A 14,843-nucleotide genomic window follows, 5' to 3' on the forward strand; every position below is an offset into this window, starting at 1 on the left:
CACCGCGCGGGGGATTTGCCCCAGCGCCCAGCGCAGCCCCCCAACCGCACCGCCGATGAACCGGCGCCCCAACCACCGCGCTTTGCGACCTCCGCCCCTTGCGGCCAATACGCCTGCTTTGGCAGGCTGAACGCCCGCTTGGACGGCCGCGCGCCGTCCGCCCAGGAGCAGCGCCGCATGCCGCGTCATTTTTCGATGCTCCGCGAATTCCACCTCGCGGATTGGTTCACCCTCGCCAACGCCTTCTGCGGCACCGGCGCGATCTTTGCCGCGATGCGCTTTCTGCAGGAAGGCGGCGTGCGCGATCTGATGATCGGCATGGCGCTGATCCCGCTGGCCTTCATCTTCGATGCGCTCGACGGGCGGGTGGCGCGGTGGCGCAAATCCTCCTCGACCCTGGGCCGCGAGCTGGATTCGCTGGCCGACGTGATTTCCTTCGGCGTCGCCCCGGCCGCGTTGGCCTATGCCTGCGGCCTGCAGGGCGGTTGGGACTGGGTGGTGCTGAGCTATTTCGTCGGTTGCGGCGTCAGCCGTCTGGCCCGCTACAACGTCACCGCCGAGGCCCTGGCCGGCGATGAGGGCAAGGTCAAATACTTCGAAGGCACGCCGATTCCGACCAGCCTGTTGCTGGTGATCGTGTTGTCGGTCGCCGCCTGGCAGGGCGCGATCGGCGAAAACCTGTGGTTCGGCGGCGTGCGCATCGGCCCGTGGCTGTTCCATCCGCTGGTGCTGATGTTCGCCTTGTCGGGCTCGCTGATGATCAGCAAGACCCTGCGGATTCCCAAACCCTGAAGGCCCGTACCGCCGCCAACACCGCCACGCAACGCGCCGTTGCTATGATCGGGTCAAACCCTGGAGGCGGCGATGGCGAATTTCGGTTTCGGTTCGAACAACCCCGGCGATTTCGGCGCAGGTTTCAATGCGCAGGACTTCGATCGGCTGGCGCGTCAGTACTGGGGCGCATGGGGTGAAATGATGCGCAACGGCGGCGCGCCGCAGCCCGCGCAGCCCTCGGTTCCGGGCTGGAACGAAGCGCTGAATTGGTGGTCGCAACTGGCCAAGGGCGGCAGCCCGCAAGTCGAGGACACGCTGGACCGCTTCAACAGCCAGGCCCGCGGCTGGTTCGGCGAAATCCAGAAGCTGGCCGCGCAATTCGCCGGCAGCAACGCCTCCGCCGGCGACATCGCCGGGGCGTTCAAGCAAGCCCTCGGCGGCGGCGCGGCCAACCCGTTCGCCGATGTGTTCGGTGCGATGCGCGGCCCCGGCCAGCAGGACTTCAATCGCTGGGCCGAACAGATCGGCCCGTTCCTGGAGCGGATGCAGAGCGGCGGGCAGTCGCTGCTGGGCTTGCCCACCTTCGGCTTTTCGCGCGAACACCAAGAGCGCGTGCAGCAACTGATTCAGGCGCATCTGGACTATCAGAAGCAAAGCCAGGCCTATAACGCGCTGATGGCCGAAGCGGGGCAGGACGCGTTCTCGCGTTTCGAAGACAAACTCGCCGAGCGCAGCGAACCCGGCCGCCAGATCGGCTCGGCGCGCGCCTTGTTCGATCTGTGGATCGACGCGGCCGAGGACGCTTACGCGCAGATCGCGCTGTCGCCGCGTTTCCGCGACGCTTACGCGGCGCTGGTGAATTCGCAGATGCGTTTGCGCGCCGGCGTGCAGAAGGAGATCGAGCAGGCCAGCGGCCAGTTCGGCATTCCGACCCGCACCGAGATCGACGCTGCGCACCGCAAGATCGTCCAGCTCGAACGCGAACTGCGCCGTTTGCGCGATGAATTGCACAACCCGCGTCCGGCGCGCGAGGCCGGGCCGAAGTCCGAACCGCGTCCGGCGGAACCCAAGCCCGCGGCCAAACCCGCGCCGGCCAAACCGGCGGCGAAGAAGGCCGCGGGCAAATCCGCCGCGCCCAGCCGCGCCAAGCCCGCCGCGCGCGCGCCGGCGAAGAAATCCGCGCCCAAGACCGCGATCGCGCGGCCGCAACCGCCGTCCAAACCCGTCGCCGCCGCGGCCGTGAAGCCGCGCAAGACCGCCAAGCAGGGAGCGCGCTGAGATGACCGCACCGATCAATTTCAGCGCCGAATCGCTGGCGCAAGAAGCGATGGCCGCGCAACAGAAACTGCGCGCGGGTCTGGATTCGTTGCGCGAAGTCGACAACATCGACTACGGCGCGACCGCGCGCGAGGAAGTCTGGCGCGACGGCAAGGTCGTGCTGTATCGCTTCCGCGGCGACAACGCGCCGACCGCCAAGGTGCCGTTGCTGATCGCTTACGCCCTGGTCAACCGCCCGTACATGGTCGATTTGCAGGCGGACAAGTCGATCGTCCGCGGCCTGCTCGAACGCGGCCAGGACGTCTACATTCTCGATTGGGGTTATCCGGACCGGTCCGACCGCTATCTGGAACTGGAAGACTACATCCAACGTTTTCTCGGCGGCGCGGTCGATCACCTGCGCCGCGAGTACCGCCTGGACGCGATCAATCTGCTCGGCATCTGCCAGGGCGGGGCGTTCTCGCTGTGCTATTCGGCGTTGAATCCGAACAAGGTGCGCAACCTCATCACCATGGTCACGCCGGTGGATTTCCACACCAGCGACAACATGCTGTCGAACTGGACTCGCGGGCTGGACATCGATCAGTTCGTCGACACCCTCGGCAATGTGCCGGCCGACGTGATGAACTGGTGTTACCTCACGCTCAAGCCTTGGCGTTTGTTCGTGCAGAAGTATGTGGGGCTGATCGACATTCTCGACGACAAGCGCGCGCTGGAAGACTTCCTGCGCATGGAGAAGTGGATCTTCGATTCGCCCGATCAGGCCGGCGAGGCGTTCCGTCAGTTCATCAAGCAGTTCTATCAGGGCAACGGCTTCGTCAACGGCGGTATCGACATCGGCGGGCGCGCGGTGGATCTGGGCTATGTCGACATGCCGGTGTTGAACATCTATGCCGAGCAGGACCATCTGGTGCCGCCGGCGGCGTCGAAGGCGTTGGCGGATTTGGTCGGCAGCCAGGATTACAGCGAGTTGTCGTTCAAGGGCGGGCACATCGGAATCTATGTCTCCGGCCGCGCTCAGCGCGAAGTGCCGGGGGCGATTCATGATTGGTTGACGCAGCGGTCGCGCTGACGGGCGGCCCTCACCCCAACCCCTCTCAGCCTTGCACTCCCTTGCGGCGCCCGAAGGGTGTGCAAGGCTGAGAAGGTGCCCGAAGGGCGGATGAGGGCACGAGCGCGGTTGCGCTATCGCTTTGAGTTTTGTCCTCCACGCAAACCGCCCGATCGCGTCGCGATCCGCCTGCAGCAGCGGAGTTAATCTGCCCCCTACAACCGCCGGAGCCCCCGCATGCGCCGAATCCTGACCTTATTGCTGATCCTCGCACTGAGCGCCTGCACCGCGACACCCAGCAAACAATCCGCGACCAACACCGCCCATCCCGAACCAGCCCCCGCCGGCACCGCGCAACGCGACCCGGGCGAATGGGAACCGACAGTACAAGCCTGGGAACAAGAAGACGCCCGCGTGCGGCGGATGCCCGGCAGCGTCGTCTTCGTCGGCAGCTCCTCGATCCGCCTGTGGTCCACCCTCAGCGAAGACTTCCCCGGTATCGCAATCATCCAGCGCGGCTACGGCGGCTCGCGCCTGTACGACTCGGTGTACTACGCCGACCGCATCGTCAACGCCTACCAACCGCGCGCGGTAGTGTTCTACGCCGGCGAAAACGACCTGCACGAGGGCCGCACGCCGCGTCAGGTGCGCGACGATTTCGTCGCCTTCGTGCGTCGGGTCCAGGCCGGCACGCCCAAGGTCCGGATCGCCTTCGTGTCGATCAAGCCCAGCCCCTTGCGCGCACCGATCCTGGCCCAGGTGCGCGAGGCCAATTCGCTGATCCACGACTACATTCGCGGCGCCCGCGGGGTCGAGTATCTGGACGTGTTCACGCCGATGGTCGGCGCCACCGGCGAGCCGCGTCCGGAGCTGTTCGTCGAAGACCGCCTGCACATGAACCGCGAGGGTTACGCGATCTGGACGCGCGTGGTCGGCGCGTGGCTGGACAAGCTTTAATACGGCGATGAACGCGATCCCGCTCCCGTCCGTCCGCCGTCCGCGCCGCTGGGCCGCGGCGCCGTTGCTGCTGGCCGCGCTGGTCTGCGGCGGCGCCATCGCCGCGCCCTCGGCCCAGGCCGAACGCGAGACCGAGCAGCTGATCCAGGCGCTGGGCCAGTCGGGCTGCCAGTTCGAACGCAACGGCAGCTGGTACCCGGCCGACGAAGCCCAGGCCCATTTGCGCAAGAAGCTGGCCTACCTGCGCAAACGCGGCCTGGCCGATACCGCCGAGTTGTTCATCGAACGCGCCGGCAGCCAAAGCAGCCTCAGCGGCAAGCCTTACCGGGTGCGCTGCGGCGAGCGTCCGGCGGCGACTTCGGCGGCGTGGCTGCAAGCCAAACTCGTTCAGCTGCGCGCCGCGCCCGGGGCGACGACGCCATCACCCTGACGCGATAGACTGGCTCCGGTCTCGCCGCTGCCCGGAGGGCGCACGCATGTCCAGCGCCACTCGACCGTTATGCCGTTCGCGCCACGACCGCATGCTCGCCGGCGTCGCCGGCGGTATCGCTTACCGCCTGCGCTGGAACCCGGTGCTGGTGCGCGCGGGCTTCGTGGTGCTGGCGCTGGCGACCTTCGTGCTGCCGGTCGCGCTGGCCTATCTGATTCTGTGGCTGCTGCTGCCGGAAGAGGGCTGCTGACTGGCCGCGTGGCTGCGAATCGCGGGCGCCGCGCTCGGTGCGGTCTGGACCTCGCCGGTGACCGCGGTCGGTCTGTTGGCCGGCCTGCTGGCGATGCCGTTCGGCGCGCGCGCGCGCTGGCGCGGCGGCGATCTGGCCCTGGTGTTCCACCATTGGCCCTGGGGGCCGGGCGGGGCGATCACCTTGGGCAACGTCATCCTGCACACCGGTACCGATCTGGACTCGCTGTGCCGCACCTACGCTCACGACGCCGGCCATCGCGACGAGCCGCCGATCAAGCTGGCCGACCACGAGCGCGCGCACGTCTACCAGTACATGGTGCTGGGCCCGCTGTTTCTGCCGCTGTACTTGCTCTGCGGCGGCATCAGCGTGCGCAACCGTTTCGAACGCGCCGCCGACCGTTACGCGCAGACCGGCAGCGGCTGGTGGCCGTGGTCGAAGGCGCCCTAGGCTGAATACGCGCGGCGCGCGGATTCAGCCTAGGGCCTTCGCGATCGATCACGAAAATTTGATCCTCGGCTAACGCCGCCGGCGTTAACCTGCGCGCGTCGGAGAAAAACCAACGGGCGCGAGCCCGATGCAATCGCTCCGATAACGGAAGGCCCGGACACCCGAAGAACATCTTCGAGGCCTGGGCCTTCTCATTTGCGTGGCGCGAACGGGCGCTGCGCAAACGCGCGCCGCCGACGTCGAGCGAGCGCGAGCGACGATGCGGCATGCATCGCTGCGCCAGACATCCCGCCATGAGCCGGTTTGTCCCGATTCCACGAGTTCATTCAAGTCTCCCGAGCGCATCGGCCGGGTGCCGCGTTGTTCGCCGCGTCCGCGGCGAGCCCGCGGCGCCGGCGATGCTCGCGGAGGCCGACACGCGAAGACGAATCGTCCAACAGACAAGGATCTCTATGAAAGTCATGACCATCGCGCTGGCCGGCCTGCTGGGCCTGGCCGCGCTGCAACCGGCGCAAGCGCAGTTCACCATTCCGCAGGGCCCGTTCGCCAATTCGCAAGCGGTGGCCGCCTGGTGGAACGCCAACAACACCAGCGGCGTGAAGACCCAGGTGCTCTACAACGGCAGAAAGATCTACGAGCGTCTGGCCGGTTTCAATCCGAACATCGTGGTCAAGTACTACCAGTGCAATCAGACCAACGACGTGCGCACCTACTGCGGCCACACCCTGGACGGCTTCACCACCTCCGACGGCCTGATCGATCGCATCGACACCATCAACGGCACCCGCGCCGCGCTCGCCGACAGCGACATCTACGTGGATGAAGTGCTGATCCGGCCGTTGACCGTTCCGGGTCCGGCGCCGAGCAAGAAATACTTCCTGATCTCGTGCAAGGGCGACGCCACCATCCGCGAACCCACCGGCAACGTGTACTACCGCGTGCGCGCGTGGACGCCGACGTTCAATCCGCCGTATGCCGGGCACTGCTATCCGTAATCGGCTTGGCGACGCGCGCGGATGAGCCGTTTTCGGCCGATCCCGCGAGTAGTGGTAAGTCGCCCGTTCGGATCGTTTGCCGCGCCGCGTCGCACCTGAGCGACGCGGCGCCGGTAGCGCCTAGCGGCGACGGTCGAAGACGAATCGCCCATACCCAAGGAGCTTTATGAAAGCCATGACCCTCGCGCTGGCCGGCTTGCTCGGACTGGCCGCGCTGCAACCCGCGCACGCCCAATTCACCATCCCCAACGGCCCGTTCGCCAACCAGCAGGCGGTCGCCGATTGGTGGAACGCCAACAACACCAGCGGCGCGGTGACCCAGATCTTCTACAACGGCAAGAAGATCTACGAAAAGCGCAACGGCTTCGGCCCGGCGCTGATCGTCAAGTACTTCCAGTGCAAGCAGACCAACGACGTGCGCAGCCGCTGCGGCCACCACCTGGATGCGTTCGCCCGCGCGGACTGGTTGATCGATCAGATCGAAACCCGCAACGGCACCCGTCCGGCGACCACCGATTCGGACATCTATCTCGACGGCGTGCTGCAGGTCGACGACCCGTCGATGAATGCGCCCTCGGGCAAGTACCTGATCACCTGCAAGGGCGATCCCAGCTTCCGCGAACCGGGCGGCAATACTTATTTCATCGTGCGCGGCTGGGTGCCGGATTTCAGCCCGCCGTACATCGGCCGCTGCTACTGATCGCGATCGGATTCGACGGCCGATAGCGCCGGCCGAATCGGAGTAAACGGGCAGGACGCCCTGGTTGTATTGCTGTGTGTTGCAGCCGATGGTTTCAGGCCGGTTCCGGAGATCGCACGACGATCTCCGGAACTGCTGTCGTAGCGGACTAGCTGCGGCCACTAAAAAACGCGCAATTCACTCGCCGTCATCCCAGCCAAAGATCGCGCAACCCACCTGCCGTCATTCCGGCGAAAGCCGGAATCCATTTTGACTTTGCTTTTGCCGCCCGGCGCAGGATCGTCCAGCCGTTAGCTCCAAGCACCGACTCACCCAGCGCGCTTCATCACCGCCCAATACGCAAACTCACCGCCGTCTCGCCCCCAGCGCTGCCATTAGGCCCATAGCGCCGCTCGATGAACCCGATCGACTCCTCCCCAATCAACACGATGCTGCTGCAACGCGTGCCATAGCGCTCGCCGAGCACGAACGGCGGCGACAGCATGCGTTCCAGCTCCAGACCCACGCCGGTATCGGGCAGCGCATCGTCGGGCGCGACCGTGGTGTCGGCCATGGCCGCCAGCAACATCGCCAATCCCGGATCCTCGCTGCTGGGCGCGGCGTTCGCGCCGGCATCGCCGCGCGCGAGCGTCTGCAACGACGCCGGCGAATCCAGCCACGCCGACAACGCGCGTGTGGCCAACCCACTCTTGGGCCAGGGCGCGTCGAAGGCGCCGTTGGACATCGCGTGCACGCCGGGCGCGACCGGATACGCCTGAAACCGCGGATGATTGCTGCCGAACATCAGTTCGCGGCCGTCCCACAGCATCAGATTGAAACGTCCGAACCGCATCGCCTCGGCCTGCAGGCTTTGCAGATAGTCCGATGCGGACATCGACCCGCGGATGAAATCGCGCACCAGCGCACCGCGCGAACGCGGCGCGGTTTCCATAGTGCGGCCGTCGCGCACATTGGTCACCGCGGCGAAGCGGCCGCGATCGGAAATCATCAGCCAGCTGCCGCCTTGCAGCAGATCGCGCCCGCCGAAAACATGCGGATCGTCGGGATCCACGCCGGCCGGCGCGGTCGGCCGTTCATGGGCTTCGTCGCGATTGGCGATCAGCGCCAAGCGATAACGCGGATGGTGGAGCCAGGCGAGGGCGATCAGGCACATGACCGGATTCTAACCAACCGCGGCGCCGATGCGGCCGCATGCAACGCGCGTGCGCGGCGTTCCGCCAAGCGCCGGCTGTTCACAAGCCGGCGCCGCGCGCAACCGGCAGGCGGCGCAAACGCGGCGGGACCAATGGCAGGTGCCAGGCGCGCGGCCTGGACATAATCTGGCCACCGTCTCAACAGATGAGATCGCTCCGCTGTCTGCTAACTGGCTCAGACGGGGAGACGCAAGCGATGAATCGTGGTGCCAGGATGTTGCTGCAACTGTTCGCGCCGGCCGTGGTCGTGGCCGCGGGCGGAGTGGCCGCAGGAACGTTGTTGCTGGAGTCGGGCGCGGCGTTCGCTCAAGCGGCCGCCGCGAATGAGGACTACGCGCTGATCGCGCGTTCGCTGCAATTGGGCAGCGTCGGCGCCGGCCTGCTGATGACGATGCATTCGTTATGGCGGCTGTGGCGATGGGAGCGCGGCATGGAACCGCAATGTCCCTGCGGCGGCTTGTTGTCGCGGCCCAGCGCCACGCGCGGCCGCCGCCGTTGCCTGGGTTGCAGACGGGATCACCCGGAGAACTGAATCATGCTCGCCACCGCTGCCGCTATCCGATGCACTGTCGCTGCATGGCCGCTCGCGGCGCGTGGCCGGCCAGGGTACGCGGCGGCGCCGCTGCGCAACGCCGACGACGCTCGGCAAGCGCGCGAGGGCGAGGCGCCGGCCGCGCCGCCGCCGCAGGCGCGCCCGGCCGAAGAACCGCATTGAGCCGGCGCGAACCGGGGCCGAGGCCGGCGGACACGGCCGCCGCCAGACCCAGCAAAATTTCTTTGCCCCGATCGCACCGATGGGGCGCATTCGCGGCCCAGGTCTGGTTATAATGCGCGACCCGCTGCCGGAGTGGCGGAATCGGTAGACGCAGCGGACTCAAAATCCGCCGCCCTTAAAAGCGTGTGGGTTCGAGTCCCACCTCCGGCACCATTACACTGAAGCCCGCAGATTGCGGGCTTTTTTGTTTTCGGCGAGCGCGCTTTCGACGACCGCGCCGTCGATGGTTTCGTTGTCGGCAGCGCAAGTCGCACGGCCGACAACGAGCGCCCCCAGCTTCAGCCGCAATCCACCGCCGTGATCACGTTCTTGTCGTCGACCCGCACATTGAGTCGGTCGTCGCGCTGGTCCTGCAAATACGCGCTGTCCGGGGCGATGATCCGCCACAAGCCGGCGCCGCTTTCCTTGAACAGCCGGCGCCCGGTCGGCTCGTCCGCGGGCTTGCCGACCGCCCAGGCCAAGCCGCTGGCGTTGCACAGCCCGTGGCCGGCGGCGGTCGGCTTGGAGGGGTTCTGCGAGCAGGCCGCGGCGGTCAGGGCGAAGGCGCAGGCGGCCATCAGCGACAGGCGGGCGGACAGCGGCGTGTTGCGGTGGGTGTTCATGGGTGTCCAGGCGGCGAGAGAGGACTAAACGCTAGCGCGGCGGATGTGTGCGCGCGGCGATGAATGCCGGTGGGAGGCAATGCCGGGTCGGAGGGCGGCCGCAAGTCGGCATCGTTCGCCACGAGCCGTTTGTTGGTTGCGCGGTTACAGTCGGGCTTCCCGCCTCCGGAGCGTTCCGATGACCGACGCCGTCCGCCCGCTGCACTGCGCCTACGTGCTCGCGGTGCCCGATGCCGAGGCCACCGCGTTGTGGTGGCAGACCCTGTTCGGTTTCGAGCGCTGGCTGGAGCCGCCGGGCTGGGTGTTCCTGCGCCGCGGCGCTTGCGATCTGCGCCTGGGCAGCTGCCCGGACGCGTTGGTCCCGCGCGAGACCGGCGATCACAGCTACTTCGGTTACGTGGTGGTCGCGTCGGTCGACGCGTTGTTCGAGCAGGCGCGTGCGAACGGGTTCGCGGCGCTGGCGCCGCCGCGCGATCAGCCTTGGGGCATGCGCGAAATGATCGTGCACACCCCCGACGGGCATCGGCTGGTGTTCGCGCAGGAGATCGTCGGCGCGTGAGCGCCGCGGCGGCTCAGAAACCGCCGTAACGCGCCATCGCCGCGGCGCAGACCAGGATCGCCGCGATCAGCACCAGTTCGAACCGGATCAGCAGGCGCAAGGTGGCGACGTCGCCGGCCGGCGGCAGAAAATTGGGGTCGTTCTTGAGCGCCTTGCGCCAGCGCAGCAAGCGCACGGTCGGCAGAATCGACAGCAGCGCGATCAGGATGAAAGCGGCGAACTTGGCGTGAAACCACGGGTTGTGGTCGTAGAAATCGTGGCCCTTGACCCCGAACATCACCCGCGACAGGCCCACGCCCAGCAACAGCACCGCGCTGATGCCGTAACCGGCGTCCAGGCCGGCCAGCCGGCGCAGGACCGTGGCATCGATGGGGCCGCGCAGCAGCACCGATTCGGCCACCAGCATCGCGATCAGGGAAAACACCAGCAAATGGTGCGCGGCGGCGAGCAGCAGGTCGGTCAGCATCGACGGAACTCCGGGCGGCGGCTGGGAGAAACGGTGATTGCAGGTTGCGAATGCAGCGGGCCGCGCGTGATCGCAACGGCCGCGGCGTTCGAGCCGCAAACCTCGCACGGCTTGCGCCGCGAGGTTTGCGTTCGATCTCTAGAAGCTTGGGTGTCGCGCCGGCCTCAGGCCGCTTCGTCGGTTTCCAGGGCCTTGTCGACCCGGCGGAACCACTCGCCGTCGCGCGGCACGAACATCGAGCAGCACTCCATCGGCGCCTTGTAGATGTGCAGCGACACCGCGACCGAGTCTTCGCTGGCGTTGCGGATGGTGTGGTATTCGTGCGGCGGAATCAGGCTGCCGGCGCTGCCGGGGCCGGCGTGCATGCCGCCCGCGGCGCGGAAGCGGAAGTTTTCGCCGTTGCGTTCGAGCAACTCGTACTGGGTGATTTCCAGTTCGCCGTCCCACACGCCTTCCACGCACCACAGGCCGCTGTGATCGTGCATCGGCGTGCCTTGGCCCGGGCCCCAGGTCATCGCCACCACGCTGTAGCCCAGTTGCGGGCTGCGGTAAAGCTCGCGGCGGGCGTAGTGGTCCTGGATCGGGTCGAACACGCAGTCGGGCAGGTTGACGTCGCGGTCGCGGATCATTTTGCACAAGGTGTTGCGCAAGGCCGCGGTGACCGCGTGTTCGTCGCCGGCGGAGACCGCGGCGTCGATGGCGGCGACCAGTTTGTCGTGGCCGGGGAAATCCAGGTCGGGCAGGGCGTCGGTGGCGTTCATGCCACAGATTCTACGCCTGTCCGCAGTTCGGCGAGAAATCCGCCGACCGCGGGGCCGAAGCGGGCGATGTCGACCAGGAACGCGTCGTGGCCCTGCGGCGATTCCAGCGGCACGAAACGCGCATCGACGCCGCCGGCGCGCAGGCCTTCGGCGATTTCCTGCTGTTGCTGCAGCGGGAACAGGATGTCGGTGTGAACGCCGATGGCCATGGCCTTTTCCAGCCGGATCGAGGCCAGGCCGCGGCGCACCTGTTCATCATTGTCCAGGCCGGTGCTGTCGCCGCAGTAGTCGCCCAGGTCGAACCAGTCCATCGAGCGGCTGAGATACAGGTAGCTGTTGGGGTCGAACCGGCGAACGAACCGGCGGGCGTGGCCTTCCAGGTAGCTTTCGACCTCGAATTCCAGGCCGAACGGCTCCTCATCGGCGCGGTCGGAGTCCAGCCGCACCCGGCCGAAACGCCCGTCCCATTCCAGCGCCGAGCGGTAGGTGATCACGCCCAGCTTGCGGGCCATGCGCATGCCCGATTCCGGGTAATGGGCGTCGTCATAGCCGCCCTGATTCCATTGCGGGTCCAGGCGGATGGCTTCGCGCTGCAATGAACGGATCGCGATCGAGAACGGCAGCGCGCGCGCGGCGCCGGAGATGTTGATGTGGGCGCGGGCCAGGCCCGGGTGGCGCGCCAGCAGCGCCAGCGCGGTCATTCCGCCCATCGAATTGCCGATCAGGCAGGCCAGACGGGCGATGCCGAGCGCGCGCACCACGTGCGCGGCGGCGTCGGCGCCGTCTTCGATGGACAGTTCGGGGAATTCCAGGCGGTACAGCTCGCCGGTGGCGGCGTCGATCGAGGCCGGGCCGGTGGAGCCCTTGCAACTGCCGAGCGAATTCACGCAGATCACGAACCAGTGATCGCTGTCGATCGGCTTGCCCGGGCCGAGCATCGCTTCCCACCAGCCGGGTTCGGGATTGCCGGCGTTGGCGGCGGCGTGCGCGTCCGGCGACAGGCCGGTGACGATCAGGATGGCGTTATCGCGCGCGGCGTTGAGCTCGCCCCAGGTCTCGTAGGCGATGCGCGCGCCGTTGAGCGCGCCGCCGCGTTTCATCGGAAACGGCGAGGGCAGGTCGATATGGCGCGTGCCGGGCGGAATGAATTCGGTCATGCCTTGCTCGTGTGGCCGGCGCGGCCGGCATCGTTGCGGATCAAAGGTGGGGGCGGACGCTGCGATCCAGCCTAAACCATCGTCGCGATTCGCGGCCGGGATCGGAACTGCATTTGCGGTATCGCCACATGGCGCGCGGGCATGAACGTGCCGCTGCGCCGGTTGTGGCTCACGCCTTATTCCACCACGCGATCGATCAGCAGCTTGACCGGCTCTTTGCTGTCGGTATTCACCGTGACCGGCTGCGAAGCCAGATCGCCGGTTTGCGGAATCGCATTGCCCGATGCGGACACGCGCGCCAGCACCTGCACTTGCTGCAACTGCGACAGCTTCATCGTCGGCATCGGGCTGTCGCCGTCGTCGAGCGTGGCCTGGAGCGGGAACTTCGCCGCCGGGTGTTTTTCCACCGCGACCGGCATCGGCGGCCCGCCGACCTGCCGCGCCAGCACGAACACCGTGGCGTTGGCCGGCAAGCGCGCCTGCAACGCCGGCGCCAGTTCGACCTGGACCTGGAGTCCGCCGGCCGTGTCGGCGAGGGCCGCGACATTGGCCACCGGCGCCGGCAGCGCCGGCATCCCGGCTTCCTGGCGCGCGCCGTTGATCTGTTCGAGCAGGCTCACCGCGGTGTCGGCGTCGACCACATTGAGCAGCGGCTCCCAGGTCTTGGCGGCCTCGGCCGGTAGTTCGGCCTGACGCAGGGCGATGCCGAGGAACCAGCGCGCGCGTTGGTGCATCGGCTGCTGTTGCAGCGCGTGCTGGAGCATGCTCACCGCGGCGGCGTCGAAGCGGCGATCGCGGGCGGCCAGGGCGCGCGCTTCGGCGGCCTCGGCCAGCAGGTCGGGATTGTCAGGCGCGAGTTTGACCGCGCGTGCGTAAGCGTCGCGCGCCTTGTCGCTCTTGCCTTCGGCGGTATAAGCGCTGGCGAGCAGGCGCCAACCTTCGATCTGGTTGGGATCGCGCTCCAACTCGGCTTCCAGCTGAGTCACCGCTTCGGTCAAGGTCTGCGGCGCGCGGCGTTGCTCGGGCTTGAGCGCGTTGGGCGTGCCGATCAACAGATACAGCGCGACCGTGGCGATGGTCAGCGCCAAGCCCAGTCCCAGGCCCAGCGCCGGACGCGAGCGCCACAACGGCGCCAGCGCGTAGCCGAGCACGAACACCACCAGCGCCGCGCCGGCCAGCGCGAACACGACCGTCGGGGTCGGAGTCATCGTCACCGCCATCACCACTCTTGATCCTCATCGTTGCGCGCGGCTTGCGCCTGCGCGGGTGCGCCGCGCGCGCGGATCGCCCGCGCCAACGCGAAGCCGCCGGCCAGCAACACCAGCGCGGGGCCGAACCACAGCAGCCAGGTCTTGGATTCCATCTGCGGGCGGTACAGCACGAACTCGCCGTAACGCGCGACCAGGAAGTCCTTGATCTGCGGGTCGGTCTTGCCTTGGCGCATCAGCGCGAGCACTTCGCGGCGCAGGTCGTGGGCGATCTGGGCGTTGGAATCGGCCAGCGATTGGTTCTGGCACATCACGCAACGCAGTTCGGCGACCAGCGCGTGGAAGCGGGTTTCTTCGGCGTTGTCGGTGAAGCTGAGCGGGGCGGGATCGTTGGCGGGTTGGGCGGTGGCGGTGGTTGCCAGCGACAGGCCCAGGCACAGCAGGGCGGTGGCGATGATTCTCAGAGCAAGAGCGAATCCCCCCCGGCCCCCCTTTTTCAAAGGGGGGAGGTCATCCGGGCGATTCGTCGCGACCGGATGGCTCGCGTTGCACCGCATACCCGTGCTGTTCCCCCCTTTGAAAAAGGGGGGCAGGGGGGATTTGCTTTCGCTGTGAGCGCCCAAACTCATCGCCCCTTCTCGATCTTGCCCAACTCCGGCAGCAACTCATCGCGAATCACCGCATCGGTCAGCGGCCCGACGTACTTCCAGCGCACGATGCCGCCGCCGTCGACCAGAAACGTTTCCGGCGCACCGTAGATGCCCCAGTCGATCGCCGCCTTGCCTTCGTAGTCGGCGACCACGACGAAGTAAGGATTGCCGTACTGCTCCAGCCAACGCATCGCGTCGGCGTGTTCGTCCTTCCAGTTGAAGCCGATCACGCGCAGCCGCTTGGTTTCGGCGAAACGGGTCAGCACCGGATGTTCGTCGCGGCAAGCCGGGCACCAGCTGCCCCAGACGTTGAGCAGATACGGCGCGCCGCGCAGATCGTCGGTGGACATCAAGCGGCCGGCTTCGTGCAACACCGGCAGCGAAAACTTCGGCGCCGGCTTGCCGATCAGCGGCGAGGGCAGCTTTTCGCGATCGGGATTGCGGCTGAGCCAGACGCCGGCGCCGAGCAGGATGGCGAGTGCGGCGAAAACGGCCAGTGGAAGCCAGCGGCTCTTGTTCATGCATCGTCTCCGTCTTTCGAATCGCCGAAGGCGTCGTCGTCTTTGCCGCGATGGCGTTTTTCTTCC

21 protein-coding genes and 1 tRNA gene are annotated in these 14,843 nt (G+C 67.3%); 13 read left to right on the forward strand and 9 right to left on the reverse strand.

The window, feature by feature from the left end; translation table 11 throughout:
• Positions 1-177: 177 nt before the first annotated feature.
• From pssA to V7787_RS11545, 9 genes are all read left to right on the forward strand, one after another.
• On the forward strand, positions 178-792 hold the full coding sequence (gene pssA / locus V7787_RS11505; RefSeq protein ID WP_336088234.1) for a CDP-diacylglycerol--serine O-phosphatidyltransferase: 615 nt from the start codon (positions 178-180) through the stop codon (positions 790-792).
• A 72-nt stretch (positions 793-864) separates the two neighbouring features.
• The gene (phaE, locus tag V7787_RS11510; RefSeq protein WP_336088236.1) at positions 865-2,052 is read left to right on the forward strand and encodes a class III poly(R)-hydroxyalkanoic acid synthase subunit PhaE; all 1,188 of its coding nucleotides are present in this window, start codon (positions 865-867) and stop codon (positions 2,050-2,052) included.
• A gap of 1 nt (position 2,053) precedes the next feature.
• Positions 2,054-3,124, forward strand: a complete 1,071-nt coding sequence (locus tag V7787_RS11515) for a class III poly(R)-hydroxyalkanoic acid synthase subunit PhaC (protein ID WP_336088238.1) — start codon at positions 2,054-2,056, stop codon at positions 3,122-3,124.
• A gap of 216 nt (positions 3,125-3,340) precedes the next feature.
• Complete coding sequence (locus V7787_RS11520; protein ID WP_336088240.1) at positions 3,341-4,060, forward strand: SGNH/GDSL hydrolase family protein; 720 nt, start codon at positions 3,341-3,343, stop codon at positions 4,058-4,060.
• A 7-nt stretch (positions 4,061-4,067) separates the two neighbouring features.
• The gene (locus tag V7787_RS11525; RefSeq protein WP_336088242.1) at positions 4,068-4,490 is read left to right on the forward strand and encodes a DUF5329 domain-containing protein; all 423 of its coding nucleotides are present in this window, start codon (positions 4,068-4,070) and stop codon (positions 4,488-4,490) included.
• A gap of 46 nt (positions 4,491-4,536) precedes the next feature.
• Entirely contained in the window at positions 4,537-4,740 is a 204-nt protein-coding gene (locus V7787_RS11530; RefSeq protein WP_336088245.1) for a PspC domain-containing protein, read from the forward strand.
• 57 nt (positions 4,741-4,797) lie between these two features.
• Positions 4,798-5,190, forward strand: coding sequence for a hypothetical protein (locus tag V7787_RS11535; RefSeq protein ID WP_336088248.1), 393 nt, complete (start codon positions 4,798-4,800; stop codon positions 5,188-5,190).
• Between the two features lie 452 nt (positions 5,191-5,642).
• The gene (locus V7787_RS11540; RefSeq protein WP_336088250.1) at positions 5,643-6,185 is read left to right on the forward strand and encodes a hypothetical protein; all 543 of its coding nucleotides are present in this window, start codon (positions 5,643-5,645) and stop codon (positions 6,183-6,185) included.
• Positions 6,186-6,351: 166 nt separating this feature from the next.
• The gene (locus V7787_RS11545) at positions 6,352-6,885 is read left to right on the forward strand and encodes a hypothetical protein (RefSeq protein ID WP_336088252.1); all 534 of its coding nucleotides are present in this window, start codon (positions 6,352-6,354) and stop codon (positions 6,883-6,885) included.
• 325 nt (positions 6,886-7,210) lie between these two features.
• Here the strand turns inward: V7787_RS11545 and V7787_RS11550 are convergent, their stop codons facing one another.
• Entirely contained in the window at positions 7,211-8,038 is an 828-nt protein-coding gene (locus V7787_RS11550; RefSeq protein ID WP_336088253.1) for an NRDE family protein, read from the reverse strand.
• A gap of 254 nt (positions 8,039-8,292) precedes the next feature.
• On the opposite strand from V7787_RS11550, the gene V7787_RS11555 reads away from it, so the two are divergent.
• From V7787_RS11555 to V7787_RS11565, 3 genes are all read left to right on the forward strand, one after another.
• Entirely contained in the window at positions 8,293-8,610 is a 318-nt protein-coding gene (locus V7787_RS11555; RefSeq protein ID WP_336088256.1) for a hypothetical protein, read from the forward strand.
• A 3-nt stretch (positions 8,611-8,613) separates the two neighbouring features.
• Positions 8,614-8,793: a hypothetical protein gene (locus tag V7787_RS11560; protein WP_336088258.1), complete on the forward strand. Its 180-nt coding sequence runs from the start codon at positions 8,614-8,616 to the stop codon at positions 8,791-8,793.
• Between the two features lie 126 nt (positions 8,794-8,919).
• A tRNA-Leu gene (locus V7787_RS11565) sits at positions 8,920-9,006 on the forward strand.
• On the opposite strand, the gene V7787_RS11570 is transcribed toward V7787_RS11565, so the two are convergent.
• Together V7787_RS11570 and V7787_RS11575 are read right to left on the reverse strand one after the other, a co-directional pair.
• Complete coding sequence (locus V7787_RS11570; protein ID WP_336088260.1) at positions 9,007-9,141, reverse strand: hypothetical protein; 135 nt, start codon at positions 9,139-9,141, stop codon at positions 9,007-9,009.
• Positions 9,132-9,455, reverse strand: coding sequence for an I78 family peptidase inhibitor (locus tag V7787_RS11575; RefSeq protein ID WP_336088262.1), 324 nt, complete (start codon positions 9,453-9,455; stop codon positions 9,132-9,134). The genes V7787_RS11570 and V7787_RS11575 overlap by 10 nt, the downstream gene beginning before the upstream one ends.
• Before the next feature lie 178 nt (positions 9,456-9,633).
• On the opposite strand from V7787_RS11575, the gene V7787_RS11580 reads away from it, so the two are divergent.
• A complete protein-coding gene (locus tag V7787_RS11580) occupies positions 9,634-10,014 on the forward strand; it encodes a VOC family protein (protein ID WP_336088264.1) in 381 nt (126 codons plus the stop codon).
• Between the two features lie 13 nt (positions 10,015-10,027).
• Here V7787_RS11580 and V7787_RS11585 read toward each other — a convergent pair whose 3' ends face one another.
• The 6 genes from V7787_RS11585 to V7787_RS11610 form a co-directional block, all read right to left on the reverse strand.
• Positions 10,028-10,480 carry a DUF2214 family protein gene (locus V7787_RS11585; RefSeq protein WP_336088266.1) on the reverse strand — a complete coding sequence of 151 codons (453 nt, stop codon included), beginning with the start codon at positions 10,478-10,480 and terminating at the stop codon, positions 10,028-10,030.
• A 164-nt stretch (positions 10,481-10,644) separates the two neighbouring features.
• Positions 10,645-11,241 (reverse strand): cysteine dioxygenase family protein, encoded by a 597-nt coding sequence (locus tag V7787_RS11590; RefSeq protein ID WP_336088268.1) that lies wholly within the window; start codon positions 11,239-11,241, stop codon positions 10,645-10,647.
• On the reverse strand, positions 11,238-12,398 hold the full coding sequence (gene metX / locus V7787_RS11595) for a homoserine O-acetyltransferase MetX (protein ID WP_336088270.1): 1,161 nt from the start codon (positions 12,396-12,398) through the stop codon (positions 11,238-11,240). Before metX ends, V7787_RS11590 begins: the two co-directional genes overlap by 4 nt.
• Positions 12,399-12,574: 176 nt before the next feature.
• Positions 12,575-13,606, reverse strand: coding sequence for a tetratricopeptide repeat protein (locus V7787_RS11600; protein WP_336088271.1), 1,032 nt, complete (start codon positions 13,604-13,606; stop codon positions 12,575-12,577).
• A gap of 11 nt (positions 13,607-13,617) precedes the next feature.
• Complete coding sequence (locus tag V7787_RS11605; RefSeq protein WP_336088274.1) at positions 13,618-14,106, reverse strand: cytochrome c-type biogenesis protein; 489 nt, start codon at positions 14,104-14,106, stop codon at positions 13,618-13,620.
• Positions 14,107-14,231: 125 nt separating this feature from the next.
• A complete protein-coding gene (locus V7787_RS11610; protein ID WP_336088276.1) occupies positions 14,232-14,777 on the reverse strand; it encodes a DsbE family thiol:disulfide interchange protein in 546 nt (181 codons plus the stop codon).
• Positions 14,778-14,843: the final 66 nt, after the last annotated feature.

The organism is Pseudomonas sp. CGJS7 (genome assembly GCF_036961695.1).

Excerpts from the sequence above, each read along its gene's own strand:
- pssA (WP_336088234.1), top strand. The coding sequence starts at position 178 with ATGCCGCGTCATTTTTCGATGCTCCGCGAATTCCACCTCGCGGATTGG.
- phaE (WP_336088236.1), top strand. The coding sequence starts at position 865 with ATGGCGAATTTCGGTTTCGGTTCGAACAACCCCGGCGATTTCGGCGCA.
- V7787_RS11515 (WP_336088238.1), top strand. The coding sequence starts at position 2,054 with ATGACCGCACCGATCAATTTCAGCGCCGAATCGCTGGCGCAAGAAGCG.
- V7787_RS11520 (WP_336088240.1), top strand. The coding sequence starts at position 3,341 with ATGCGCCGAATCCTGACCTTATTGCTGATCCTCGCACTGAGCGCCTGC.
- V7787_RS11525 (WP_336088242.1), top strand. The coding sequence starts at position 4,068 with ATGAACGCGATCCCGCTCCCGTCCGTCCGCCGTCCGCGCCGCTGGGCC.
- V7787_RS11530 (WP_336088245.1), top strand. The coding sequence starts at position 4,537 with ATGTCCAGCGCCACTCGACCGTTATGCCGTTCGCGCCACGACCGCATG.
- V7787_RS11540 (WP_336088250.1), top strand. The coding sequence starts at position 5,643 with ATGAAAGTCATGACCATCGCGCTGGCCGGCCTGCTGGGCCTGGCCGCG.
- V7787_RS11545 (WP_336088252.1), top strand. The coding sequence starts at position 6,352 with ATGAAAGCCATGACCCTCGCGCTGGCCGGCTTGCTCGGACTGGCCGCG.
- V7787_RS11550 (WP_336088253.1), bottom strand. The coding sequence starts at position 8,038 with ATGTGCCTGATCGCCCTCGCCTGGCTCCACCATCCGCGTTATCGCTTG.
- V7787_RS11555 (WP_336088256.1), top strand. The coding sequence starts at position 8,293 with ATGTTGCTGCAACTGTTCGCGCCGGCCGTGGTCGTGGCCGCGGGCGGA.
- V7787_RS11560 (WP_336088258.1), top strand. The coding sequence starts at position 8,614 with ATGCTCGCCACCGCTGCCGCTATCCGATGCACTGTCGCTGCATGGCCG.
- V7787_RS11575 (WP_336088262.1), bottom strand. The coding sequence starts at position 9,455 with ATGAACACCCACCGCAACACGCCGCTGTCCGCCCGCCTGTCGCTGATG.
- V7787_RS11580 (WP_336088264.1), top strand. The coding sequence starts at position 9,634 with ATGACCGACGCCGTCCGCCCGCTGCACTGCGCCTACGTGCTCGCGGTG.
- V7787_RS11585 (WP_336088266.1), bottom strand. The coding sequence starts at position 10,480 with ATGCTGACCGACCTGCTGCTCGCCGCCGCGCACCATTTGCTGGTGTTT.
- V7787_RS11590 (WP_336088268.1), bottom strand. The coding sequence starts at position 11,241 with ATGAACGCCACCGACGCCCTGCCCGACCTGGATTTCCCCGGCCACGAC.
- metX (WP_336088270.1), bottom strand. The coding sequence starts at position 12,398 with ATGACCGAATTCATTCCGCCCGGCACGCGCCATATCGACCTGCCCTCG.
- V7787_RS11600 (WP_336088271.1), bottom strand. The coding sequence starts at position 13,606 with ATGACTCCGACCCCGACGGTCGTGTTCGCGCTGGCCGGCGCGGCGCTG.
- V7787_RS11610 (WP_336088276.1), bottom strand. The coding sequence starts at position 14,777 with ATGAACAAGAGCCGCTGGCTTCCACTGGCCGTTTTCGCCGCACTCGCC.